This is a genomic window from Polynucleobacter sp. AP-Nino-20-G2 (genome assembly GCF_018688235.1).
Classification (GTDB): domain Bacteria; phylum Pseudomonadota; class Gammaproteobacteria; order Burkholderiales; family Burkholderiaceae; genus Polynucleobacter.
This window is the reverse complement of the sequence record NZ_CP061313.1, coordinates 114,302-137,186: the sequence shown is the minus strand read 5'-3', so window position 1 is coordinate 137,186 and position 22,885 is coordinate 114,302. Positions and strand designations below refer to the sequence as shown.

The following is a 22,885-nucleotide window of genomic DNA, read 5'->3' as shown; positions in this document are numbered from 1 at the left end:
AGCCATGCGATTACTTCCAGAAATCATCGACTCCGCATCAGAAATTCAAGAAATTCGACGCAATATTCATGCACACCCTGAATTGCGCTTCGAAGAAAATCGCACTGCCGATCTTGTAGCGGAAGCGCTATCGAGCTGGGGCATTTCGGTGTATCGCGGTCTTGGCAAGACTGGCGTAGTAGGAAAACTCGATGGTGATCTCGGTCCCGGCAAAATGATTGGCTTGCGCGCCGATATGGATGCCTTACCCTTACAAGAACACAATACCTTTGAGCATACTTCCAAGAATCCCGGAAAGATGCATGCTTGTGGCCATGATGGCCACACAGCTATGTTGTTAGGTGCGGCCCAATACCTCTCGAATCATCGTGATTTCAAAGGTTCAGTTATTTTCATTTTTCAGCCAGCAGAAGAAGGTGGTGCTGGCGCACAAGAAATGATTAACGATGGACTGTTCAAACAATTCCCATGCGATGCTGTCTTCGGCTTACACAACTGGCCAGGCCTCGCAGAAGGTCACTTCGGAGTCACTTCTGGTCCCATGATGGCCTCAAGCAATACTTTTGAAATCACCATTCGAGGTAAAGGTGGTCATGCGGCTTTGCCGCACAATAGTGCTGACCCTGTTCTCGCAGGAGCCCAGGTGGTTCAAGCCTTACAAAGCATCATTACCCGCAATAAGCGCCCAGTAGATGCAGCCGTTTTATCGGTGACGCAATTTCATGCTGGGGAAACTAGTAATGTGATTCCTGATAGTGCCTTCATCGGAGGCACAGTGCGAACATTCACGATAGAAGTACTCGATTTAATCGAGCAGCGCTTAAGAGAAGTTTCTCATAATGTTTCGTGCGCATTCGACTGCCAAGCTGAAGTGAGTTTTTCCCGAAACTATCCACCACTGATTAATCACGATAATGAAGTTGAATTCGCTAGCGAAATCATGAGTGAATTAGTGGGCGAACAAAATGTGAATACCTCAATCGACCCGACTATGGGTGCTGAAGACTTTGCGTTCATGTTGCTTGAAAAGCCAGGTTGTTATGTGTTCTTAGGTAACGGTGATGGTGATCACCGTGCCGTAGGTCATGGCATGGGTCCATGCCACTTACACAACCCTTCATACGACTTTAATGACGCCTTGATCCCTGTGGGCGTGAACTACTGGGTCAAGCTAGCTCAGCGCTATTTGGCCTCTTAAGAATTCGTAAACTTGGCCGGGCGTTTTTCCATAAACGCAGCCATACCTTCTTTCTGATCGTTAGTGGCAAAACAAGCGTGGAACAGTCGACGCTCAAAATGCATCCCTTCTGAGAGCGTGGTTTCATATGCAGCATTAATCGCCTCTTTGACCATCATCGCTGTGAGCAAAGGCATATCGGCAATGGTTTTGGCAATTGCCTTTACTTCCTTTAGTAAATCAGCCTGAGGGAAAATTCGAGCAACTAGTCCGGAACGTTCCGCTTCAGCAGCGTCCATCATGCGGCCCGTCAAAGCCAGATCCATGGCCTTAGCTTTAGAAACGGCGCGCGGCAAACGCTGAGTGCCACCAGCACCAGGAATAATGCCCAACTTCACTTCGGGTTGCGCAAACTTTGCGCTGTCAGCCGCCATGATGGTGTCGCACATCATCGCTAATTCACAACCGCCCCCAAGGGCATAACCAGAAACAGCGGCGATCACTGGCTTGCGAACCTTCTTCATTGCTTCCCAATTGCGAGAGATGAAGTCACCACGGTAAACATCATCAAATCCATACTTTGCCATGGTGGCAATATCGGCGCCTGCTGCAAATGCCTTTTCACTGCCAGTAACGATGATGCAACCAATATTGTCATCAGCATCAAAGCTTAATAATGCCGCACCCAATTCGTCCATCAACTCGTCATTTAAAGCGTTTAAGACTTGTGGGCGATTTAAAGTAATCACGGCAACCTTGCCATCTACCTCAGTCAAAATGGTGTTGTAGCTCATCAATACCTTTCAAATATTTTTGGTTTAGCGCGGTAACAATAACCACATCTTGCCATCTTGCTTCATGCGCCCCGCTAGCTCTCCAGCAAAATCCCCTGAACCCCAATAGTAATCCGCTCGCACGCCACCGACAATCGCTTTACCAGTATCTTGCGCCATCACTAGTTTTTGCAAAGCCTGGCTACTTAAAGGTTTGGTAGTACTCAGAAATACTGGCGCGCCTAGAGGCAATGCCTTTAAATCAATTGCAATACTGCGCTCACCAGTCAAAGGTACGCCTAGTGCGCCATTAGGGCCAAGGTCTGCACTAACATTACCCGGCAACTCCTTGAAGAACACAAATCGCGGGTTGGCATTGAGCATTTCCTCCACGCGCCCCGGATTGCGCTTAGCCCATGTAGAAATACCCTGCATAGTTGCCTCACTACGAGTAATTTCCTTGCGATCAAGCAACCATTGGGCAAAAGACTTAAATGGTTGATCGTTGGTGCCGGCATAGCCCAGACGTAAAACGCGCCCATCCTCCAGACGAATTTTTCCAGAGCCTTGGATTTGCATAAAGGCAGCGGCCACCGGATCTTGCACCCAGGCGATTTCTGAACCCCGGAGTATTCCTGAACTCATCAACTCCGCACGAGCGGGGCCTGGATTTGGCTTAGATGCCTTCCAAGCATTGGGGTAGGCGTACAAAGGAACGGAATAGGTTGAGGTGCGAGTTTGCGAACCATTCATCACGGGCTCGTAATAGCCGGTAATGAGGCCGGTCTCACTACCTGTAGCGGTATTTCGAACCTCGTAAACCTGAAAATCCGTCTCAAAATATTGACGAATCGCTTGGTTATCCCGCCCTGAAACACTACTAGCTTGTGCGCATACTTGGCGCCAATTGATCTCACTGCTACGCTTTCGCAAGGCCTCACAACTTTTCAACCAGGCTGGCCACGCCTGAGTAAGGTTGTCGTCTTGCCATCCAGGGAGAGACTCCCAAGAGGCAGATCTAAAGCTAGCAATTGGGGAGCTGTATGAAGATGGTGCACTTCCATTAGACCGATACCCCGATCGAGTAGAGGGCGTAGAGCAGCCGGCGAGTAAGCTTGCCACCCCTAGAGCGAATACACTCAGTAGCAAGATTCGCTTGCTGTGACCATTAATAACTTTGGATGTTGAAATCATGATTGCCAATTTACTCGATGAGTACCCAATGATCTTGTTTGCCCTGGAGGGAGGACTTGCTTTAGCACTACTCCTCTTTATTGTCCTTTGGACGGGTAAGGGCAAAAAATAGGGCTTCTTTTGGCTTAATGCAGGGTTCTGGGCATGACTAAGGCAAATTCAGGGATTTGAGCCTGAAAAAACTGCGCCTCTTCAGTCACACAGAAATACTCCCCACGCATAGTTCCCGCCGGGGTCGGTAAAGTCGCCCAGCTGGTGTACTCAAAGTGCTCCCCCGCCCGCAACAAGGGCTGCTGACCCACCACCCCCAAGCCACGGACCTCCTGCACATCATTGTCCCCGTCGGCAATAAACCAATGACGGGCAATAAGCTGAATACTAGCCACACCTGTATTCCGAATGGTGACGGTATAGGCAAAGGCAAATTGCTGATTATCTGGGTCAGACTGCTCAGGCAAATACTGGGATTTGACCGTAATGCTGATTTCGTGAGGATTCATGCTGGAATTCTGCTCCATCCCGGAGTCAACTGCAAGCTAGAATCTAGGGATGGATAGCCAGAAATCACCCTCAAATAGCCAGTTTGTCATTGCCCCCTCCATTTTGTCGGCCGACTTTGCCTGTCTTGGCAAAGAAGTGCAAGATGTTCTCTTGGCGGGCGCGGACTGGATTCACTTTGATGTGATGGATAACCATTACGTACCCAACCTCACGATTGGTCCATTGGTGTGCGAAGCAATTCGTCCGCACGCTATAAAAAATGGCAAGCCAGCGATGATTGATGTGCATTTAATGGTTGAGCCAGTAGATCGCCTGGTTCCTGATTTTGCTAAAGCAGGCGCCAACCTCATTAGCTTTCACCCTGAGGCTAGCCCGCACGTTAATCGCACAATCCATTTAATTCGTGATCATGGATGCCAGGCGGGACTTGTATTAAATCCCGCAACTCCGCTCAGCCACCTTGACCATACATTGGAGCTACTCGACATGGTCTTGCTGATGTCTGTGAACCCGGGCTTTGGTGGTCAATCATTTATCCCGAGCACGCTCGATAAAATTGCGCAGGTACGCGCACGCTTAGATCGTCACCAACAAGAAACGGGGCGCCATATTCGTCTTGAGGTAGATGGCGGAATCAAAGTGGATAACATTGCGCAGATTGCTAAAGCTGGTGCGGATACTTTTGTTGCCGGCTCTGCCATCTTTGGAAAAGAAAATTATGCTGCTGTCATTGAAGCAATGAGAGCAGAGCTAGCGACCTCAGGAAAAGCGTAATGCAGTACGAAGAATTTCTTACCTTGGCAAAACAGGGTTTCAATCGCATTCCTTTGGTGAAAGAAGTCTTAGCCGACTTAGAGACGCCGTTATCTCTCTATGTAAAGCTCACACAGGCTTTTGGACATAAAAATACTTATCTTCTGGAATCGGTTTTAGGTGGGGAGCGCTTCGGTCGCTTTTCTTTTATTGGCTTGCCTGCTCAAACAGTACTGCGAACAGTAGGCACCCCGGAAGCACCCATTACAGAAGTACTGCTTAACGACAAAGTCATTGAAACCAATCATGACAATCCGCTCGATTTTGTAGACGCTTATTTCAAACGATTCAAAGTAGCAGTCCAACCCGGGCTCCCACGATTCTGTGGCGGTCTTGCAGGCTACTTTGGATATGACACCGTTCGCTACATTGAATCCCGTTTGGCAAAACATCGACTGCCAGATGAGTTAGGCGTTCCTGACATTCAGCTGATGTTGACTGAAGAATTAGCGGTCATCGATAACGTCGCTGGTCGTATCTATTTAATTGTGTATGCCGACCCAAGTGTTCCTGACAGCTTTGAAAAAGGTCAGGCTCGATTAAAAGAGTTACTTGCCTGCTTAAGCAAGCCTGTAAGCATGCCTGCCTCCTTGCCAACTACGAAAACAGAATTGATCCGTAAATTTAAGGCGGAAGATTTTGAAAATGCCGTACGTAAAACCAAAGAATATATTTTGGCTGGCGATTGCATGCAAGTGGTGATTGGTCAACGTATTAGCAAACCATTCACAGATTCGCCACTTGCGCTCTACCGCGCGTTGCGTTCGCTAAATCCTTCGCCATATATGTACTTCTACGACTTTGGGGATCTGCAGGTTGTTGGTTCATCCCCAGAAATATTAGTGCGCCAAGAAAAACGGGGAGCCGAGAAGATTGTGACGATTCGTCCATTGGCTGGTACACGCCCACGCGGTGCAACACCTGAAGATGACGAGCGCTTAGCCAAGGAGTTACTTGCAGATCCAAAAGAAATTGCTGAGCATGTCATGTTGATTGACTTAGCGCGCAACGATGTGGGTCGTATTGCCAAAACCGGATCGGTCAAAGTCACTGATTCGATGTCAATCGAAAAATACTCCCACGTGCAACATATTGTGAGCTCTGTTGAAGGTGAATTGCTGGATAACATGAGTAATATGGACGTCTTACGTGCAACCTTTCCCGCCGGTACCCTATCTGGCGCCCCGAAAATTCGGGCGATGGAAATTATCGATGAGATGGAAATTGTGAAGCGTGGCGTTTATGGCGGCGCGGTCGGCTACCTCTCCTTCTCTGGTGATATGGACGTTGCAATTGCCATCCGCACCGGCGTGATCCGGGACGGTATGCTGCATTCACAAGCAGGCGCTGGCGTCGTTGCAGACTCTGACCCGACTGCCGAATGGAAAGAAACCGAAGCCAAAGCACGGGCGGTATTAATGGCAGCTGATTTAGTACAAGGAGGTCTCGATGCTCCTCATGATTGATAACTATGACTCATTCACTTACAACCTAGTGCAATATTTTGCTGAGCTTGGTGAAGAGGTGAAAGTATTTCGTAATGATGAGATTACAGTAGAAGAGATTGCCAACATCAATCCTGCGCGCATTTGTATCTCACCAGGACCATGCAGTCCAGCGGAAGCGGGCATCTCAGTAGAGACCATCAAGCGTTACGCAGGCCATATTCCCATTTTGGGCGTTTGCCTTGGACACCAGGCCATCGGCGAGGCTTTTGGCGGAAAAATTATTCGCGCCCAAAAAGTGATGCATGGCAAGACCGATGATATTCATCACACTGGCGTTGGCGTCTTTAAAGACCTACCCAACCCATTTAAAGTAACCCGTTATCACTCCTTGGCAATTGAGAAGAGTTCGTTACCAGCAGTGCTGGAGGTGACCGCAACTTCTTCTGACGGTGAAATCATGGGAGTGCGCCATAAAGAACTCGCTGTTGAAGGCGTGCAATTCCACCCGGAATCGATTCTTTCTGAGCATGGTCATGCACTTCTGAAAAATTTCTTACAAGCCAAATAAATTACTGATATCTATAGCGCCATGCCAATTACTCCTCAACAAGCACTTCAACGCTGTATCGAACATCGTGAGCTATTCCACGATGAAATGACGGCGATGATGCGCCTCATCATGAGCGGTGAAATGCCCCCAGCATTAGTGGCTGGTTTATTAGTTGCCCTTCGCACTAAAAAAGAAACTGTTGGCGAAATTGCTGCTGCCGCACAAGTCATGCGTGAATTTGCCACCCCAGTACACATCGAAGATAGAGCCAATCTGGTCGATGTAGTAGGAACTGGCGGAGATGGCGCCCACACCTTTAATATCTCAACAGCGGCCATGTTTGTAGCCGCTGCAGCAGGCGCAAAAATTGCTAAGCATGGCAATCGCAGTGTCAGCAGTAAATCTGGCAGCGCGGACATTCTGGAAGCGCTTGGAGTAAAGCTCACGCTGACACCGGAACAAGTAGCGCAATGCATTTCCAAGGTAGGCGCAGGATTTATGTTTGCCCCCAACCACCACCCCGCCATGAAAAATGTCGTGCCCATTCGCAAAGATTTGGGCGTGCGAACCATTTTTAATATCCTTGGCCCACTCACCAACCCCGCAGACGCCAAGCGCATTCTGATGGGCGTATTTCATCCAGATCTGGTGGGCATTCAAGCTCGTGTTTTGCAAGCAATGGGCATGGATCATGCTTTGGTTGTATACGGTCGAGATGGTCTTGATGAGATTTCTCTTGAAGGCCCCACTCTAGTTGGCGAATTAAAAGATGGCGTAGTTCGTGAGTATGAAATTCACCCTCAAGACTTTGGTCTAAATACTGCGCCAACCATCAGCTTTAAGGTGGCAAATGCGGATGAATCTAAAACCATCGTTTTAGATGTCTTAAATAAAAAGGCTGGTCCAGCTAGCGATATTGTTTGCCTCAATGCGGGCGCAGTACTGTATGTCGCCAATGTAGCACCCGATATTGCTACCGGAATTCAAATGGCGAGAGCCTCCATTAATTCCGGCGCAGCACATCAAAAGTTAAATGAATTTGTTGCAGCAACCCAAGGTAATTAAATCCAGTTATGAGCGATATTCTCGACAAAATTGTTGCAACCAAAAAAATTGAGCTTGCAGCAGATTCAAAAAAGATTTCTCTAGCGAATCAACGTGAGCAAGCTCAAGAAAATAATCTCGATGCGACACTAAAGCCGCGCGGCTTCATTCAAGCTATCCAACAAAAGATAGTCGCCGGCAAAGCCGGTGTGATTACAGAAATCAAAAAAGCAAGCCCAAGCAAGGGTGTGCTGCGGGAAAATTTTCAACCTGCCGAGATTGCTCAGTCGTACGAGAAAAACGGAGCAGCCTGTTTATCAGTGCTGACCGATAGAGATTACTTTCAAGGGGCTAACGCGTATTTGCAAACCGCTCGCTCCGCTTGCGCCTTACCAGTGTTACGCAAAGACTTTACGATCGATCCATATCAGATCTATGAAGCACGAGCTATTGGTGCCGACGCAATCCTCTTGATTGTGGCCTGCCTAGAACTCAATCAAATGAAAGAGCTGGAAGCTTGCGCCCATGAGTTAGGTTTAGATGTTTTGGTGGAGGTACATAACGCTCCCGAGCTAGAGCAAGCTTTGAATCTCAAAACACCCTTACTCGGAATCAATAATCGCAATCTGAAAACGTTTGAAGTTACTCTTCAAACCACTCTATCGTTACTCTCTATGGTTCCGCTAGGAAAAACGCTGGTTACCGAATCGGGCATCATGACTCGCGCTGATGTGCAACTAATGCGCGACCATCAAGTCAATGCGTTCTTAGTGGGTGAGGCATTTATGCGCGCAAGTGATCCAGGAACCGCTCTGAGCGAGTTATTTAATTAAGCCGTTCTTGAAAATTTCAGTAAATCCAAACTGGATTTAAGTAGAGCAATTAGCAACACCGTTCCAAACACGTCCCCCAAGAACATCACCAGGAAGTGATTCATACTTCCCGACTCATCTAAGCCCCGCACGGCAAACCACCACTGGTGTAAGCTGGCACTTAGAAGAGCGTAAATTAAAATACAAGCGACCAATTTAGGCAGACTGAGATCGCTTAAATCTGGAGCTATTTGGATATTGGTGAGAACAAATATTCTCGCTAAATAAGGCGCAAAACCAGAAATTAAACCAACCCCAATACATGTGGTTATTTCGTGCGGAAATTCGCCCAGGTAACTAATTAAAAAAGAGCCGAGAGCGATACCAAGCGCCCCAGGAATGCCGAAGATGAGGGTCAGAAATAATCTCAAGCCAGCAGGTAGGTAGATCCAACTAACGCCAAGACTATAAGTCAGATGGGATGTGAGCCAATCGTTGATGTAAAAGAGACCCGTGTAAGCGATTCCGCTCACCACAATTCCCAATGTCCACTCACGATATGACTTATCCATTACTAGCAGTATGGTTGATTTTGACAATGCATACAAGTTACAAACAAGATAAATAGGGCTACAATCGCGTTAACCCTTAGGCTAATAATTCTTATTTTTAATACCGTAAAAATGTCTTCGATCAAATCTTCTAGTTACATTCGCTTTCTTAATTTAATGGATGTGCTTGACCGCATTAATCCAGGGAAAAAACTCGACTCTGTTGAAGAAAGCCTGTTGGATAAAATCGTTTTGAGTTATCACGCTAAAGAATCTGTTTTGGTTGGTGATCTTATTTCGATGGCGGGGCTCGGCTCGCAAGCCACTCTCCACGGACGCTTAAAAAATCTCAGCGCAATGGGCTATATCAAAATGGCTGCCAACGAAGATGGGCGAAAAAAGCAGGTTGTTCCGAGCAAAATCGCTTTAAAGCGTTACGAAGAAATCTCCAAATGCTTGGAAAAAGCAGTTAAAGCCAGCTAACAATACCTTTGACCCCAAAAATCTGGGGCCCACAAGCAAAAAGCCCTTAGTAATTAATCTAAGGGCTTTTTTGTTTGCTTGAGCGAACTAGACGTTAAACAGAAAGTTTAAGACATCGCCATCCTTGACGACGTACTCCTTACCTTCAGCGCGCATCTTGCCAGCCTCTTTTGCCCCGGATTCGCCCTTAAACTGAATAAAGTCTTCAAAAGCAATGGTTTGGGCACGAATAAATCCACGCTCGAAATCCGTATGAATGACTCCAGCAGCCTGAGGAGCTGTGTCACCTTTGTGGATTGTCCAGGCACGGACTTCTTTCACGCCAGCGGTAAAGTAAGTCTGCAAGCCTAACAAGTCATAGCCAGCACGGATCACGCGGTCCAGACCAGGCTCTTCCATGCCAAGGTCAGCTAAAAACTCAACCTTATCCGCATCGTCCAAGTCAGCAATCTCAGCCTCAATTGCAGCGCAAACCGCAACTACAGGCGCGCCTTCTTTGGCGGCATGTTGCTTAACTGCATCTAAGTGAGGGTTATTCGTAAAGCCGTCTTCCTTCACATTAGCCACATACATCGCTGGTTTAGCAGTAATTAAACACAGTGGCTTCAGAAGAAGGAGCTCTTCTTCACTGAGTGCCATGCTGCGAACCGGTTGCGCAGAATCTAGATGGGCCTGCACTTTAGTGAGGACGGCAACTAAAGCTGCAGCCTCTTTATCGTTACCGGACTTGGCGGCTTTGCTTGAGCGATTGAGTGTTTTCTCAACGGTAGTGAGGTCTGATAGGGCCAGTTCCGTATCAATCACCCCAATATCAGCGATTGGATCAATTTTTCCAGCAACGTGAATCACGTTTGCATCTTCAAAACAGCGCACCACATGAGTAATTGCGTCTGTTTCACGAATATTCGCCAAAAATTGGTTGCCAAGACCTTCGCCCTTAGAGGCGCCAGCCACCAAACCAGCAATATCGACAAACTCGACTGCTGCCGGCAAGATGCGCTCAGGCTTAACGATCTCAGCCAAGGCGGCAAGACGGGGGTCAGGAACCTCGACCACACCCACATTAGGCTCGATCGTGCAGAAAGGATAGTTTTCCGCCGCGATTCCAGCCTTGGTAAGCGCGTTAAAGAGGGTAGATTTGCCGACGTTAGGCAGGCCGACGATGCCACATTTCAAAGACATAGCCGTATTGTAAAGGGGCTGGTTTCGATATCATCGAGATATGTCAGAAGTTCATCAAAATAATCCCCTAAATCCATCCAGCAATGGAGCCCAAATCCGCACTGTGGACATCGCAGTTGTTGGTGGAGGCATTGCTGGTAAGGCTTGCGCGCTTGGCTTAGCCCAACTAGGATTACAAACGATCGAGATTGCCCCGGATTTAGGTCAAGCGGTCCCCGCGCCCCAAGGCGATCAATGGGGTCAACGTATTTATGCTTTTTCCCCAAGCACCCAAAAACTATTGGCCCATTTGCAAATATGGGATGCCATTGACCACTCACGCATGCAGCCCGTGAGGGACATGCGTATTTTCGGGGATCGTGGGGGAGAATCAGATCAACTCCACCTTTCCGCATTTGAGGCGGGCACCCCTCAACTTGCTTGGATCGGCGAATCCAACCTCATCGAACATACTCTTGATCAGGCATCACGCTTTCAAAATAAGCTGGAACGCATAAGTGATGTCGTACAACAACTCGCGCTAGATGAAGACGGGGCAAGGTTACAACTTAAAAACGGGGGCAACATTCGAGCGAAGCTGGTGATTGCGGCCGATGGCGCCAACTCCCCTATCCGCTCAGAACTTGGCATTAGCGCCACTGAAGAAAGTTACTCACAAAATGCTGTAGTTGCTAATTGGGTTTGCACACGCGCCCATTTAGAAACTGCCTATCAGTGGTTTTTGCCTGGGGGAGACATCGTTGCCATGCTCCCATTGCCGAATCAACAAGTCTCCATGGTGTGGTCGACTTCGCTAGAAAATGCGGCGGAGCTGATCAAACTAGATCAAGCTACTTGGACTCAAAGACTGTCCAACATAGCGGATGGCGCCATCATCAAACAACTGGGAGCTCTCACACTGAACTCAGCACCAGCCACATTTCCATTAAGAAGAATTCGGGCCAATCGTTTTATTGGGCCAGAAGAAAATCCAAAAGTGGTTTTGATTGGTGATGCCGCCCATGTCATGCATCCACTGGCTGGGCAAGGCTTAAATTTGGGCTTAAGAGATGTCACAACACTACTCAATATTTTGGGTAAACGAGAATCTTTTAGGCAAGCAAATGACAAAGTTCTATTGCGTCGCTATGAGCGTCAACGCCAAGGTGATACTAGCGCGCTTCTTTGGGTGACGGACAAACTGAAAAAGCTCTTCTCAGCCACCAGCAGCACCGAACGACAATTAAGAAATTGGGGTTTGGGCATCGTCAATCGCAGTCATTTTATGAAGCGGCGCTTAATTGAACGCGCCCTAGGGGATATTGATTTTGAATAAATTATTTTTGGCAATCTCACTTGCTTGTATCAGCTTCTTGGCTAGCGGCATTGCTCATGCGCAATCTGAGCAACAAATCAGGACCGAATTACAAAAGAAGATTGGTGCAAACACTAAAATTAAAAGTGTGACGGCATCTCCTATCTCTGGCATATATGAGGTGCTGGTGGGCAACGATGTTTTTTATACCGATGCGAATAGCAAGTATTTAATTCAGGGTGAGATTGTGGAACTTGCCACCGGTAAAAATATTACCGAACAGAGACATGCTGACCTCAATCGCATTAAATGGTCTGAACTTTCGCCGACCAATGCTTTCAAAACTGTACGTGGCAATGGCAGTAGGCAATTGGCGGTATTTTCAGATCCCAATTGCGGTTACTGCAAGCGACTAGAAAAATCTCTGCAGCAATTAGATAACGTCACTATCTACACCTACCTTATTCCTATTTTGTCTGCAGATTCTGCGATGAAGTCAAAACAGATTTGGTGCTCCGCAGATCCCCAGAAGGCATATATCGATTGGATGGTGAACGGCATTGCTCCTAGTGGAAAAAGTGATTGCACTACGCCACTAGATAAGAACATGGCTTTTGCCAAAACCTATGGAATCACTGGAACGCCCACCCTCTTCTTCACGGATGGCAGTCGCTTCCCAGGCGCAGTTCAAATCAGCGATATTGAAAAGAAGTTTAGTAGCATCAAATAAATTGATATGAACGATATCCAGACATCAGATTTACCCGCGATTCAATACACTGTTTGGCAGGAAGATTTGCGTGGGCATCGCTTTCACGTCAAACTCCGAATTGAGAATCCACTGCCGACAGGGCAAATTGTGCAAATGCCTGCATGGATTCCAGGAAGCTATTTGATTCGCGATTTCAGCAAGCAAATTGAAACCATTGAAGCGTATGCGCTTGAGAATCCCCAGCAAAAACTGGACCTAGAGCGCATTGACAATGATCAGTGGCGACTACCTAAGCTTGCTGGGCCTGTTGAAGTGCTGACTACGATTTATGCCTTTGATTCTTCAGTACGCGCAGCCTATCTCGATACAGAGCGCGCATTTTTTAATCCCAGCAGCTTATGTTTAGCGGTGAAGGGGCAAGAGTATTTACCTTGTGCCCTCATCCTCATTCCGCCAAAGGAGGCATCCACCATTCACTGGACCGTGCAGACTGGCTTGCGGTCCGTAAAGGTTGACTCGGATGGCTATGGGTTTTATTTGGCCAAAAATTATGATGATCTTTTAGATCACCCAGTTGCAATGGGAGATTTTCAGATTGCACACTGGAAATCGCACGGCGTTTCACACAGCATGGCTATTCAGGGGTGTATTCATGAAGTGGATCTACAACGTCTTGCGGTAGACCTTCGCGCTATCTGCGATAGCACCATTCATCTGTTTGAGCCTCAATCCAACCGGGCACCATTTCAAAATTACTTATTTTTAGTCAATGCTGTTCTTGCTGGTTACGGCGGACTAGAGCATCGCGATAGCACCGCCTTACTTTGCCGTCGTGATCAGATTCCACAACTCAATACGCCTTTAGATGAAACTGCGTATCGTGAATTCTTGGGTCTATGTAGTCATGAATATTTTCATGCATGGTTAGTAAAGCGCATTCAACCCAAAGCGTTCCAACCCTATCATCTTGATCGTAGAAACCACACGCGCTTGCTATGGTTGTTTGAAGGCTTCACAAGTTACTACGATGATCTACAACTCTTTCGTAGCGGGCGCATTGATCTCAAAACCTATCTCAAGCTTGTTGCCAATAATTGGAACGGCATTTTGCGTGGCCCTGGCAGACTCAAGCAGAGCCTAGCTGATAGCTCATTTGATGCTTGGACTAAGTATTACCAATCGGATGAAAACACGCCTAATGCTGTCGTGAGTTATTACGGTAAAGGTGCCCTGCTCGCACTGGGTCTTGATCTAAACATTCGAGCCTTTAGCCATGATCGCAAGTCTCTTGATGACCTAATGCGTCTTATCTGGCAGACGCATGGAGTCACCTTGGATGGGATTGCCGAAGATGGCTTAGATATTCTTATATCGCAATTACTCGGCAGTGAATTTGCGAAGACTTGGAGCACCTTTAAAGCCAAATATATTTTTGGTAATGAAGATATCCCTTTGCAAAAATGGTTTAACCACAAATATATTTCGGTTAAACCGAAGCAACAATCTAAGCTTGATCAAATTAAGTTGCAACTTGGTATGCGACACACTGAAGTAAATGGCTGGCTCAAAGTGACTCACGTGCTTGATGGCGGCGCCGCACAAATTGCTGGCCTAGCACCAGGCGACCTACTTGCCAGTATTAATGGTCAACGCATTACTGCTACCCGCTGGAATAAGGTCTTGTCTAGCTTGGTTATTGGTGAGGTTCTCACAATCTCCTTTTACAGGGATGATCTTGAGCATGAATGCATGACCATCCTTGAGGCAAGTCAAATGCCAGCTCAATACAGCCTCATACCAACCGAGTAATGCAAGCCTTCTCAGCACAAGATATCCCAGAGGACTGGCGTGTGCTTTTGGGTGACTATTTCGAGTCCAAGGACTGGCTTGCTTTGCAAAACAATCTGCAGGTGCAATTAAGCCAACATCCAGAATGCATCAGACCAGAGCCGCAGAATTTTTTCAAAGCGTTTTCTCTAACCCCGCTCGACCAAGTGAAAGTTGTGATTTTGGGACAAGATCCATATCACTCTCCTGGCCTCGCACAAGGGTTGGCCTTCTCTATTCCTGGCAATATTCCCACGAACTCCCGAGCATTTCCCAGCTCCTTACGAAACATCACCAAAGCACTTGCTTTGGAGGGTTTTGGCGTCCTTCCTAACGGAGATCTGTATGACTGGGCCAAGCAAGGTGTATTGCTTCTGAACACTGCTCTCAGCGTTAAATTGGGCGAGGCGGGTAGCCACACTAATTTAGGTTGGAAACCTCTGATTGATCGCTTGATTAGCTCCCTTGCACTACAAAAGCCCCATTTAGTTTGGATGCTTTGGGGAGGGCATGCGCAGTCCAAATTACCGCTAATTGAGGTAGGGACCAATCAATTGATCTTGCAGTCTTCCCACCCATCCGGACTGGGCGTTTACAAAACCAATCAACCCTTCTTACAACCCGGCGGAACGGCCAGTTGTGGGCACTTCACCAAGGCAAATGAGTGGCTACTGGAACATCAGAAAACTCCCATTCAATGGGTAAGTCAGTCTCAAGCCCATGAAAAGAACTTGTTCAGCCCAAGGAATTAAATTCTTATTACATGTAATGTATTAATTCAATAAAATGTTACATGTAATAAGAATTTAAGGCTTTCAAAATGTCCTCAAGCAACGCCCTTAGAGTCCAAAAACACCGACTTTCCTTAAGGGATTCCGGGTTACGGCCTATTCAAATATGGGTTCCCAATACAAAAGCTCCTGGGTTTTTTGAAGAATGTCGCCGCCAGTCGGCATTGGTAGCCTTGGCCGATCGAGCCGATACGGAATTAATGTCCTTCTTAGATGACGCGCTAGCTGATTTAGATAAAGCATGAGGCGCGGCAATATAGTAATGGTTGCAATGCAGGGTGATTTCGGAAAGCCTAGGCCAGCATTAGTGCTTCAATCCGATGTTTTTAGCGATATCCATGCAACCGTAACCATTGCATTGGTTTCAAGCGAGCTTGTGCAAGCTCCAATTTTTCGTCTTGATATTGAGCCAAGCGAGACTAATGGCCTAACTAAAGCCTCTCAAGTACAAATCGACAAAATTCAAACCGTGCGAGTTGAGAGAATTGGGCCGGTTATTGGTGAATTAAATGATGTCCTCATGGTTCGAGTAAATAGAGCTCTGGCACTCTGGCTTGGTTTGGCATAAAGGATATCTATTTAAAGCATGCAGCGTAGAGGCAACCAGCCATGCTAGAAGCCACAATGGCAGTAAGCCACTCTAGCATTTGCCCCGACTGAAAGATTCCCGCAAATTGCCCGGCATAGGAGCACATTGAGGCGACCAGAAAGCCAATAAAGCAGGCCAGGAGGAGTTTTTTCAGTTTGGGCTTAGCACTTCGTATGCCGGGATAAAACACCCAGGCTAAAGCACCAGAAATACCGCCAATCACCAGAAAAGCCAAAAACCCCATTGCCACCCCCATTAATGCCGCCATCAAATCTATAATTGCCATTATGAAGTTGTTGACACTCGGCATCAATCATCACACAGCGCCGGTCGCCATTCGGGAAAAGGTCGCCTTTGACCCTGAATTTCTTCAAGAAGCGTTGCACGATCTTCGCCAACATCTCGTTGGCGCGAATCAGGCCGGGTTGCCGGAAGCCACCATCTTGTCCACTTGCAACCGAACGGAAGTATATTGCGCCGCTAATGATGCCGATGCAGCCAGCCTCCTGCATGAAGCCACTTTTGACTGGCTCGCCAAAACTCAGAAGCTAGCTCCAAGCAGCCTAGAGCCTCACATTTATTCCCTTCCGCAATCAGATGCAGTTCGCCATGCTTTTAGAGTGGCCTGCGGATTGGATTCGATGGTGATTGGTGAGACTCAAATTTTGGGCCAGATGAAAGATGCTGTTCGCACCGCAAATGATGCAGGCGTTTTAGGCACCTACTTAAACCAGCTCTTTCAGAAAACATTCTCTGTAGCCAAAGAAGTGCGCGGATCAACGGAGATTGGTGCTCATTCAATCTCTATGGCGGCAGCATCAGTTCGTTTAACTGAGCGCATCTTTGAAAAAATTTCTGATCAACGTGTGCTCTTTATTGGTGCTGGCGAAATGATCACTTTATGCGCAACCCACTTTGTCGCGCGTAAACCAAAAAGTGTTGCGATCGCCAACCGAACGATTGAACGCGGCCAAGAATTAGCAGACTCGATTTCGATTCAAGATGTCGAGGCTGAATCTTTCAAGCTTTCTGAATTGCCTTCTCGTCTTCATGAGTTTGACATCATTGTTTCCAGTACAGCTTCATCACTACCGATCATTGGATTGGGTATGGTGGAAAGCGCTTTGAAGCAACGTCGCCATAAGCCTATGGTGATGATCGACTTGGCAGTTCCACGAGATTTCGAGCCAGAGATTTCTCGCTTAAACGATATTTATTTGTACACCGTTGATGACCTGGGCACCATGATTCAGACGGGGGCATCATTACGTCAGGCCGCTGTCAGCCAAGCTGAAGCCATCATCGAAGATCGCGTTGGCAACTTCATGCATTGGATGCAAGGTCGCAAGACCGTGCCCCTCATTCAAGATATTCAACAACAAGGTGAACATCTTAGACAACTCGAGCTTGATCGTGCCATGAAACGATTGATGCGCGGCGATGATCCCCAAGAGGTTCTCAATGCAATGGCGCAAGGCTTAACCAATAAGTTTTTGCATGGCTCATTACATGCTTTACAACATTCGAATGGCGCTGAGCGTGACGCCCTGATTAAGTTGCTTCCAAAATTATTCGCCTCTCACTCCAAACCAGAAGACCATTAGATGAAGCCCAGCATGCGGGCTAAGCTAGAACATCTAGACACGCGCTTAGCCGAACTCAATTCCCTATTAACCACCGAAGAGTCCACCAAAGACATGGACAACTATCGGAAACTCACGCGTGAGCATTCTGATATCGCAACGGTAGTAGAGCAATTTGGTTTATATAAACAAGCTGAAGCAGATGCACAAGCCGCAGAGGAGATGCGCAAAGATCCCGAGATGAAGGACTTTGCTGATGAAGAGCAAAAACAAGCTCAAGCCACCATGGAAGAGCTTGAAGGGGTCTTACAAAAACTCTTGCTACCAAAAGATGTTAACGATGAGCGCAATGTGTTCTTGGAAATTCGGGCGGGCACTGGTGGTGATGAGAGCGCCTTGTTTGCAGGAGATCTACTCAGAATGTATACCCGCTTTGCCGAGCGCCAAGGCTGGAAAGTGGAAGTAGTCAATGCTGCTGAGTCGGATCTTGGTGGCTATAAAGAAGTTGTTTTACGTCTTGTTGGGCAATCGGTGTACTCTCGCCTCAAGTTTGAATCTGGAGGTCACCGCGTGCAGCGCGTACCCCAAACAGAAACTCAGGGGCGCATTCATACATCGGCCTGCACGGTTGCCGTGATGCCGGAGGCAGATGAACTAGAGGCAGTCAAAATTAATCCCGCCGAATTACGTATTGATACCTTCCGCGCATCTGGTGCCGGCGGACAGCATATTAATAAAACAGATTCTGCTGTGCGAATTACGCATTTGCCAACAGGCACCGTAGTGGAATGCCAAGATGATCGTAGTCAGCACCGCAATCGTGAGCAGGCGATGAAGGTTTTGGTATCACGCATCATGGATGCCCGTGAGCGCGAGAAGCATCAACTGGAAGCGCAAACCAGAAAATCATTAATTGGTTCTGGTGATCGCAGCGATCGCATTCGAACCTATAACTTTCCACAAGGCCGCATTACCGATCACCGCATCAACCTTACGCTCTACAAGATTGATGCCATGATGGACGGTGATTTAGATGATCTATGCAATGCACTAGCATCTGAACATCAAGCAGAATTGCTTGCAGCGCTAGGTGACAATTAATCTCGGTCAGGATGAGCGCTAACCCGTCTTTGCGTTCCCTTTTAAGCAGCTCATCCCTGCCTGCCAATGAGGCACGTATTCTGTTGGCATATGTTCTAGAAAAACATTACCAACTGCCACGCTCAGCTTTGCTGTCCCGCGACGATATGACGCTCAATGACTTAGCTCAGACGGAATGGCAAAGCATTGAGCAACGGAGATTAAACGGTGAGCCAGTTGCTTATATCTTGGGTAAAAAAGGATTTCACAATATTGAGCTATCGGTTGCGCCTGGAGTATTAATCCCCCGCCCTGAAACAGAACTATTGGTGGAGATTGCCCTTGGTGAAATCGCCAAACTCAATAAGCCCGTAAAAATATTGGACCTCGGCACAGGCTCTGGCGCGATTGCTCTTGCTGTAGCGAGCGCATCCCCTGAATCATCCCTGCTAGCAACCGATCAATCCGAGGTAGCCTTAGCAATTGCAATGCAAAACGCTAAATCGCTCAAGCTGACGGATCGAGTGCAATTTGCACATGGAAGTTGGTATCAAGCCATTCCCGAAGACTCCGCTTTTGACATTATCTTAAGCAACCCTCCTTATATTGCCGATCAGGACCCTCATTTGGCGCAAGGCGATCTCCGGTTTGAGCCCGTATCAGCATTAACGGATAAAGCCAGCGGCCTGACCTGTCTCGAGGAGATTATTTTTGGGGCAGATCAATATCTCAAACCAGGAGGCCTGATCGCCGTTGAGCATGGTTTTGATCAAGCCAAGGCAGTGGTAGCACTTATGACTAAAGCGGGTCTTAAGGACCCTAAAATACATCTCGATTTAGCAGGTCACTCCCGAGTGAGCTCGGCTAGAAAAAGTAATTGATTTATAAAATTAGGTATAAGGAGCTTTTTCCGCTTAACCCTTTTTTGTATATAGCCTTAAAATCACCGTATCGCAAAATTGCAAATTAACTAGTTCTTCAGGATAAATTATGGATACCCAAGCAAAAATTCAAGAAATCGTTTCCAGCCACCCAGTGGTGCTGTTCATGAAAGGAAATGCTCAATTTCCTCAATGCGGATTCTCTGGTAACGCGATCAATATTTTGCGCGCCAGTGGCGTAGAAAATCTTCACACCGTGAATGTTTTAGAAGACGAGGCAATTCGCCAAGGCATTAAGCAATTCGCTAACTGGCCAACGATTCCCCAGCTTTACATCAACGGTGAGTTTATTGGCGGCTCAGACATCATGACTGAGATGTTCCAGAGCGGTGAATTGCAAAAGCTGGTGAAGGCATAAGCCACCAAAGATCCTCGTGACTTTTGACTTAAGCTCTCTTCTACTATTTGGCCTGCCATTTGGTTTATGCGCAGGCCTTTTGGTTTATGCGCTTAATCTGCGCTCAGCACTACAGCGCAGCGAACAACAGGCTCAAGCTGAATCTGCCACCACCATTGCCTTACGTGCCGAGAGAGATCAAGCCTTACAAAATGCAATTCGCCTAGAGGCCGAATTAGACTCCGAGCGCAAACAAGGTCTTGGCAGAATTGAATCTCTCAATGAAGCCAAGGAAGCGCTTACCAGTCAGTTCAAGAATTTAGCCAACGAGATTCTGGAAGATAAATCTAAACGATTTACTGAGCAGAACGTTGCCAATCTCGATGCTTTACTCAAGCCCCTACAAACAAAGTTGTCTGAATTTAAAGAGCAAGTAAATACTTCTTATGGTAATGAGGCTCGTGAGCGCTTTGCACTCAAGAGTGAGATTGAGCGCCTTGCTAACCTCAACCTGCGCATGTCTGACGAGACACGCTCCCTCACCCAGGCTTTAAAGGGTGATTCAAAGGTTCAAGGCAATTGGGGTGAATTGGTACTGGAATCCATCCTCGAGTCCTCAGGATTACGTAAAGGCGAAGAGTACCTGGTGCAAGATAGCCATACCCAGACCGATGGATCACGCCTTCAGCCAGACGTAGTCGTCAAACTGCCTGAGGGTAGAAGTCTCGTCGTGGATAGCAAAGTATCAATCACCGCTTATTCACGTCACGCTGAAACATCTGATCCCGTAGTTGCAGAGCAAGAGTTGGCTGCGCATATTCAATCTCTGCGCCAGCATATCCAAGGGCTCTCAGTTAAGAACTACAGCTCTTTGTATAGCATTGGCTCAGTAGACTTCGTATTGATGTTTGTGCCAATTGAGCCCGCTTTCTTGCTAGCCCTCAAAACCGCACCCAATCTATACCAAGAAGCTTTGGCAAAAAACATTGTGTTGGTATGCCCAAGCACTTTGATGGCTACCCTGCGTACTGTTGCCCATCTCTGGCGCCAAGACCACCAAAATCGCAATGCACTAGAAATCGCCAAACAATGCGGCACTCTCTATGACAAATTTGTTGGCTTTGTAGATGATTTAGAAAAACTAGGCCAGCGCCTAGATCAAGCCCAGACAAGCTATCACGATGCCTTTAATAAACTCAAGTCCGGCAAGGGCAATCTCATTCGCACGGCTGAGAAGGTGCGTGAACTGGGAGTAAAGCCCAGCAAAAATCTCTCTGCCCCACTCATTGAATCGTCTGCCGATCCAGAATAAAAATTGAATAGCGTCCCAGTAGAGAAAAAGCTTTCAACGCATTCCTATAGAAAAGTGGCTATTGCAGCATGCTTTGGCACTTTTTTGGAGTGGTACGACTTTCTAACCTTTGCCACCTTAGCGGTAGTTTTTGGCCCGCTCTTTTTTCCCTCTATCGACCCTAGCACAGGGCTTTTGGCAAGCCTAGCAACCTTTGGGGTGGGCATGGTGGTGAGGCCACTTGGTGCGGCCATTTTTGGAAGCGTTGGTGATCGTATAGGGCGTCGCCCCGTATTCATGATCACCATTACCCTCATGGGCATTGCCACAGTCAGTGTTGGCTTTTTACCTACTTATGCCAGTATTGGCATCTGGGCACCCATCTTACTGGTTAGCCTACGACTCTTGCAGGGACTCTCAGCGGGCGGCGAGATTGGTGGCAGTGCCGTCTACCTCACAGAGCATGCAGGCGACTCCAATCGGGGTTTTAAGACTAGCTTTCTGCAATTAATGGGGCCTCTCGGCATCCTTGTTTCAACATTACAAATTGCATTGCTGCAGCAATGGTTAAGCCATGAAGAGTTTTTATCCTGGGGATGGCGTGTACCGTTTTGGATATCCCTGCTGCTTCTATTGCTCGCGTTCAAGGCCAGAATGGCCCTAGAAGAAACGCCCATCTACTTGCAACTCAGTAAGACGGAGATGCAGTCTAAAAATCCGTTACGTGACAATCTCACCGATCCAGAAACTAGAAAGAGAATGTTTTTGCTCTTCTTTTGCATTTCAGCGGGTGGAGCAATATTGTTTTTCTGTGTTCAAGTCTATACATCGATCTTTCTAAAGACTTCGGTAAAACTCCCGTCACCATTAGTAGATCAACTCAGTGTTTATGCAACAGTTGCCTTGCTACCGCTCACTATCTTTGCTGGGTGGCTATCGGACAAAATTGGCAGAAAACCTGTTGTTGTTAGTGGCCTTATATTGGGGGCCACATTGATCTTGCCAGCATTTCATCTAATGCAGATACAAAACCAATCAACGCTATTTATTGCAGCAATATTGATTGGACTATCAGCCATTTTGGCCCTAGTAGTGGGCCCTCAAACAGCACTACTTGCGGAGCTCTTTCCTGCAAAAACGAGAAATAGTGCGGCTACGCTTCCACATAATTTAGCTGCTGGCTGGATTGGAGGACTCTTGCCTCTCATTGTTACTTGGTTGAATCAACAATGGGTAAGTGATATGGCGGGACTTTGGTACCCAACGATCTTCTTGGCATGCGGTGCGATAGTAGCAATTCTGTATTTACCCGAGACCAAAAAGATTGATCTGCGCCAGTGACAATTAATTCACTGCGCACCTAAAAAGGAAAAAAGCCTAAATTCAGAGAATTTAGGCTTTAGTATTTTGGTGCCCCTTGTCCGACTCGAACAGACCACCTACTGATTACAAATCAGTTGCTCTACCAGATGAGCTAAAGGGGCAACGAATGATATTTTATCCTATTTCACAATCGTTAAGGAAGGTCTTGTAGATTTTGGTTTTTCAGCCCCCGTGCCATCACTTTCGCTGGGCTTATTTCCGGGCACCTGGCTAGCGTCAAATGGGAATGACATTCCTTGGCCATTCTCCCTAGCGTAAATAGCCAACACATGACTTACGGGAACCATAATTCTTCTTGGAACCCCGCCAAACCTAGCCTGAAAGCTGATCCAATCATTCTCCAGCTGGAGCTGATGGCAGGCCTCCAAAGAGAGATTTAAGACAATTTCGTCATTCTTCACAAACTCCATGGGCACATCAACATTCGAGTCTACGAAGACGGCTATAAAGGGCGTAAAACCAAAATCCGTGCACCACTGATGTAGGGCACGGATTAGGTAGGGTTTATTGCTTGGAACGTCAGACATGC

Annotated in this window: 26 protein-coding genes and 1 tRNA gene; 19 read left to right on the top strand and 8 right to left on the bottom strand. The window is 47.3% G+C overall.

Annotation, left to right across the window (positions count from 1 at the left end; all coding sequences use genetic code 11):
- Positions 1–4 precede the first annotated feature (4 nt).
- The gene (locus tag FD960_RS00795) at positions 5–1,198 is read left to right on the top strand and encodes a M20 aminoacylase family protein (RefSeq protein ID WP_215299275.1); all 1,194 of its coding nucleotides are present in this window, start codon (positions 5–7) and stop codon (positions 1,196–1,198) included.
- Here the strand turns inward: FD960_RS00795 and FD960_RS00790 are convergent.
- The 3 genes from FD960_RS00790 to apaG form a co-directional block, all read right to left on the bottom strand.
- Positions 1,195–1,971 (bottom strand): enoyl-CoA hydratase, encoded by a 777-nt coding sequence (locus FD960_RS00790; protein ID WP_215299274.1) that lies wholly within the window; start codon positions 1,969–1,971, stop codon positions 1,195–1,197. The two genes, FD960_RS00795 and FD960_RS00790, sit on opposite strands and share 4 nt — an antisense overlap.
- Positions 1,972–1,995: 24 nt before the next feature.
- Positions 1,996–3,144 carry a murein transglycosylase A gene (locus FD960_RS00785; protein ID WP_215299273.1) on the bottom strand — a complete coding sequence of 383 codons (1,149 nt, stop codon included), beginning with the start codon at positions 3,142–3,144 and terminating at the stop codon, positions 1,996–1,998.
- A gap of 125 nt (positions 3,145–3,269) precedes the next feature.
- Positions 3,270–3,644 carry a Co2+/Mg2+ efflux protein ApaG gene (gene apaG / locus FD960_RS00780; protein WP_215299272.1) on the bottom strand — a complete coding sequence of 125 codons (375 nt, stop codon included), beginning with the start codon at positions 3,642–3,644 and terminating at the stop codon, positions 3,270–3,272.
- Positions 3,645–3,693: 49 nt separating this feature from the next.
- Here apaG and rpe point away from each other — a divergent pair, with 49 nt between their 5' ends.
- Genes rpe through trpC form a run of 5 tightly spaced genes read left to right on the top strand, consistent with a single transcriptional unit; the run spans position 3,694 to position 8,333 of the window.
- A complete protein-coding gene (gene rpe, locus FD960_RS00775; protein WP_215299271.1) occupies positions 3,694–4,419 on the top strand; it encodes a ribulose-phosphate 3-epimerase in 726 nt (241 codons plus the stop codon).
- Positions 4,419–5,924 (top strand): anthranilate synthase component I, encoded by a 1,506-nt coding sequence (gene trpE / locus FD960_RS00770; protein WP_215299270.1) that lies wholly within the window; start codon positions 4,419–4,421, stop codon positions 5,922–5,924. The genes rpe and trpE overlap by 1 nt, the downstream gene beginning before the upstream one ends.
- On the top strand, positions 5,908–6,474 hold the full coding sequence (locus FD960_RS00765) for an aminodeoxychorismate/anthranilate synthase component II (protein WP_215299269.1): 567 nt from the start codon (positions 5,908–5,910) through the stop codon (positions 6,472–6,474). Before trpE ends, FD960_RS00765 begins: the two co-directional genes overlap by 17 nt.
- A gap of 21 nt (positions 6,475–6,495) precedes the next feature.
- Entirely contained in the window at positions 6,496–7,521 is a 1,026-nt protein-coding gene (gene trpD / locus FD960_RS00760; RefSeq protein ID WP_215299268.1) for an anthranilate phosphoribosyltransferase, read from the top strand.
- A gap of 8 nt (positions 7,522–7,529) precedes the next feature.
- On the top strand, positions 7,530–8,333 hold the full coding sequence (gene trpC / locus FD960_RS00755) for an indole-3-glycerol phosphate synthase TrpC (RefSeq protein WP_215299267.1): 804 nt from the start codon (positions 7,530–7,532) through the stop codon (positions 8,331–8,333).
- On the opposite strand, the gene FD960_RS00750 is transcribed toward trpC, so the two are convergent.
- Entirely contained in the window at positions 8,330–8,884 is a 555-nt protein-coding gene (locus FD960_RS00750) for a hypothetical protein (RefSeq protein ID WP_215299266.1), read from the bottom strand. The two genes, trpC and FD960_RS00750, sit on opposite strands and share 4 nt — an antisense overlap.
- 111 nt (positions 8,885–8,995) lie before the next feature.
- On the opposite strand from FD960_RS00750, the gene FD960_RS00745 reads away from it, so the two are divergent.
- Positions 8,996–9,346 (top strand): hypothetical protein, encoded by a 351-nt coding sequence (locus FD960_RS00745; protein ID WP_215299265.1) that lies wholly within the window; start codon positions 8,996–8,998, stop codon positions 9,344–9,346.
- Between the two features lie 87 nt (positions 9,347–9,433).
- Here the strand turns inward: FD960_RS00745 and ychF are convergent, their stop codons facing one another.
- Positions 9,434–10,528: a redox-regulated ATPase YchF gene (ychF, locus tag FD960_RS00740; RefSeq protein WP_215299264.1), complete on the bottom strand. Its 1,095-nt coding sequence runs from the start codon at positions 10,526–10,528 to the stop codon at positions 9,434–9,436.
- Between the two features lie 40 nt (positions 10,529–10,568).
- On the opposite strand from ychF, the gene FD960_RS00735 reads away from it, so the two are divergent.
- The 6 genes from FD960_RS00735 to FD960_RS00710 all read left to right on the top strand — a co-directional run bounded on the left by FD960_RS00735 (position 10,569) and on the right by FD960_RS00710 (position 15,720).
- Positions 10,569–11,843, top strand: coding sequence for an FAD-dependent monooxygenase (locus FD960_RS00735; RefSeq protein ID WP_215299263.1), 1,275 nt, complete (start codon positions 10,569–10,571; stop codon positions 11,841–11,843).
- Complete coding sequence (locus FD960_RS00730) at positions 11,836–12,552, top strand: DsbC family protein (protein WP_251369802.1); 717 nt, start codon at positions 11,836–11,838, stop codon at positions 12,550–12,552. Before FD960_RS00735 ends, FD960_RS00730 begins: the two co-directional genes overlap by 8 nt.
- A 6-nt stretch (positions 12,553–12,558) precedes the next feature.
- Positions 12,559–14,343, top strand: a complete 1,785-nt coding sequence (locus FD960_RS00725; protein WP_215299262.1) for a M61 family metallopeptidase — start codon at positions 12,559–12,561, stop codon at positions 14,341–14,343.
- A complete protein-coding gene (locus FD960_RS00720) occupies positions 14,343–15,113 on the top strand; it encodes a uracil-DNA glycosylase (protein WP_215299261.1) in 771 nt (256 codons plus the stop codon). The genes FD960_RS00725 and FD960_RS00720 overlap by 1 nt, the downstream gene beginning before the upstream one ends.
- Positions 15,114–15,181: 68 nt before the next feature.
- Entirely contained in the window at positions 15,182–15,397 is a 216-nt protein-coding gene (locus FD960_RS00715) for an antitoxin MazE family protein (protein WP_215299260.1), read from the top strand.
- Positions 15,394–15,720, top strand: coding sequence for a type II toxin-antitoxin system PemK/MazF family toxin (locus FD960_RS00710; protein WP_215299259.1), 327 nt, complete (start codon positions 15,394–15,396; stop codon positions 15,718–15,720). Before FD960_RS00715 ends, FD960_RS00710 begins: the two co-directional genes overlap by 4 nt.
- 7 nt (positions 15,721–15,727) lie before the next feature.
- On the opposite strand, the gene FD960_RS00705 is transcribed toward FD960_RS00710, so the two are convergent.
- A complete protein-coding gene (locus tag FD960_RS00705) occupies positions 15,728–16,027 on the bottom strand; it encodes a hypothetical protein (protein ID WP_251369800.1) in 300 nt (99 codons plus the stop codon).
- Between the two features lies 1 nt (position 16,028).
- Here FD960_RS00705 and hemA point away from each other — a divergent pair, with 1 nt between their 5' ends.
- The 6 genes from hemA (at position 16,029) to FD960_RS00675 (ending at position 22,314) form a co-directional block, all read left to right on the top strand.
- On the top strand, positions 16,029–17,345 hold the full coding sequence (gene hemA / locus FD960_RS00700) for a glutamyl-tRNA reductase (protein WP_215299258.1): 1,317 nt from the start codon (positions 16,029–16,031) through the stop codon (positions 17,343–17,345).
- The gene (gene prfA / locus FD960_RS00695; protein ID WP_215299257.1) at positions 17,346–18,425 is read left to right on the top strand and encodes a peptide chain release factor 1; all 1,080 of its coding nucleotides are present in this window, start codon (positions 17,346–17,348) and stop codon (positions 18,423–18,425) included.
- Positions 18,426–18,436: 11 nt separating this feature from the next.
- Positions 18,437–19,285, top strand: a complete 849-nt coding sequence (gene prmC, locus FD960_RS00690; RefSeq protein WP_215299256.1) for a peptide chain release factor N(5)-glutamine methyltransferase — start codon at positions 18,437–18,439, stop codon at positions 19,283–19,285.
- A 109-nt stretch (positions 19,286–19,394) separates the two neighbouring features.
- Positions 19,395–19,703, top strand: coding sequence for a Grx4 family monothiol glutaredoxin (gene grxD, locus FD960_RS00685; RefSeq protein ID WP_215299255.1), 309 nt, complete (start codon positions 19,395–19,397; stop codon positions 19,701–19,703).
- A gap of 16 nt (positions 19,704–19,719) precedes the next feature.
- Positions 19,720–20,994: a DNA recombination protein RmuC gene (gene rmuC / locus FD960_RS00680; protein ID WP_215299254.1), complete on the top strand. Its 1,275-nt coding sequence runs from the start codon at positions 19,720–19,722 to the stop codon at positions 20,992–20,994.
- Positions 20,995–20,997: 3 nt separating this feature from the next.
- Positions 20,998–22,314: an MFS transporter gene (locus tag FD960_RS00675; RefSeq protein ID WP_215299253.1), complete on the top strand. Its 1,317-nt coding sequence runs from the start codon at positions 20,998–21,000 to the stop codon at positions 22,312–22,314.
- 67 nt (positions 22,315–22,381) lie between these two features.
- On the opposite strand, the gene FD960_RS00670 is transcribed toward FD960_RS00675, so the two are convergent.
- A tRNA-Thr gene (locus FD960_RS00670) sits at positions 22,382–22,457 on the bottom strand.
- 18 nt (positions 22,458–22,475) lie between these two features.
- Entirely contained in the window at positions 22,476–22,883 is a 408-nt protein-coding gene (locus tag FD960_RS00665; protein WP_215299252.1) for a ClpXP protease specificity-enhancing factor, read from the bottom strand.
- Positions 22,884–22,885: the final 2 nt, after the last annotated feature.

Bases quoted from the DNA above. Each gene is read 5' to 3' on its own strand.
- prfA (WP_215299257.1), top strand. From the start codon at position 17,346: ATGAAGCCCAGCATGCGGGCTAAGCTAGAACATCTAGACACGCGCTTA.
- FD960_RS00750 (WP_215299266.1), bottom strand. From the start codon at position 8,884: ATGGATAAGTCATATCGTGAGTGGACATTGGGAATTGTGGTGAGCGGA.
- apaG (WP_215299272.1), bottom strand. From the start codon at position 3,644: ATGAATCCTCACGAAATCAGCATTACGGTCAAATCCCAGTATTTGCCT.
- FD960_RS00790 (WP_215299274.1), bottom strand. From the start codon at position 1,971: ATGAGCTACAACACCATTTTGACTGAGGTAGATGGCAAGGTTGCCGTG.
- FD960_RS00785 (WP_215299273.1), bottom strand. From the start codon at position 3,144: ATGATTTCAACATCCAAAGTTATTAATGGTCACAGCAAGCGAATCTTG.
- FD960_RS00745 (WP_215299265.1), top strand. From the start codon at position 8,996: ATGTCTTCGATCAAATCTTCTAGTTACATTCGCTTTCTTAATTTAATG.
- FD960_RS00705 (WP_251369800.1), bottom strand. From the start codon at position 16,027: ATGGCAATTATAGATTTGATGGCGGCATTAATGGGGGTGGCAATGGGG.
- FD960_RS00710 (WP_215299259.1), top strand. From the start codon at position 15,394: ATGAGGCGCGGCAATATAGTAATGGTTGCAATGCAGGGTGATTTCGGA.
- trpE (WP_215299270.1), top strand. From the start codon at position 4,419: ATGCAGTACGAAGAATTTCTTACCTTGGCAAAACAGGGTTTCAATCGC.
- hemA (WP_215299258.1), top strand. From the start codon at position 16,029: ATGAAGTTGTTGACACTCGGCATCAATCATCACACAGCGCCGGTCGCC.
- FD960_RS00735 (WP_215299263.1), top strand. From the start codon at position 10,569: ATGTCAGAAGTTCATCAAAATAATCCCCTAAATCCATCCAGCAATGGA.
- FD960_RS00795 (WP_215299275.1), top strand. From the start codon at position 5: ATGCGATTACTTCCAGAAATCATCGACTCCGCATCAGAAATTCAAGAA.
- ychF (WP_215299264.1), bottom strand. From the start codon at position 10,528: ATGTCTTTGAAATGTGGCATCGTCGGCCTGCCTAACGTCGGCAAATCT.
- FD960_RS00715 (WP_215299260.1), top strand. From the start codon at position 15,182: ATGTCCTCAAGCAACGCCCTTAGAGTCCAAAAACACCGACTTTCCTTA.
- trpD (WP_215299268.1), top strand. From the start codon at position 6,496: ATGCCAATTACTCCTCAACAAGCACTTCAACGCTGTATCGAACATCGT.
- grxD (WP_215299255.1), top strand. From the start codon at position 19,395: ATGGATACCCAAGCAAAAATTCAAGAAATCGTTTCCAGCCACCCAGTG.
- rpe (WP_215299271.1), top strand. From the start codon at position 3,694: ATGGATAGCCAGAAATCACCCTCAAATAGCCAGTTTGTCATTGCCCCC.
- FD960_RS00765 (WP_215299269.1), top strand. From the start codon at position 5,908: ATGCTCCTCATGATTGATAACTATGACTCATTCACTTACAACCTAGTG.
- FD960_RS00665 (WP_215299252.1), bottom strand. From the start codon at position 22,883: ATGTCTGACGTTCCAAGCAATAAACCCTACCTAATCCGTGCCCTACAT.
- FD960_RS00725 (WP_215299262.1), top strand. From the start codon at position 12,559: ATGAACGATATCCAGACATCAGATTTACCCGCGATTCAATACACTGTT.
- prmC (WP_215299256.1), top strand. From the start codon at position 18,437: ATGAGCGCTAACCCGTCTTTGCGTTCCCTTTTAAGCAGCTCATCCCTG.
- trpC (WP_215299267.1), top strand. From the start codon at position 7,530: ATGAGCGATATTCTCGACAAAATTGTTGCAACCAAAAAAATTGAGCTT.
- FD960_RS00720 (WP_215299261.1), top strand. From the start codon at position 14,343: ATGCAAGCCTTCTCAGCACAAGATATCCCAGAGGACTGGCGTGTGCTT.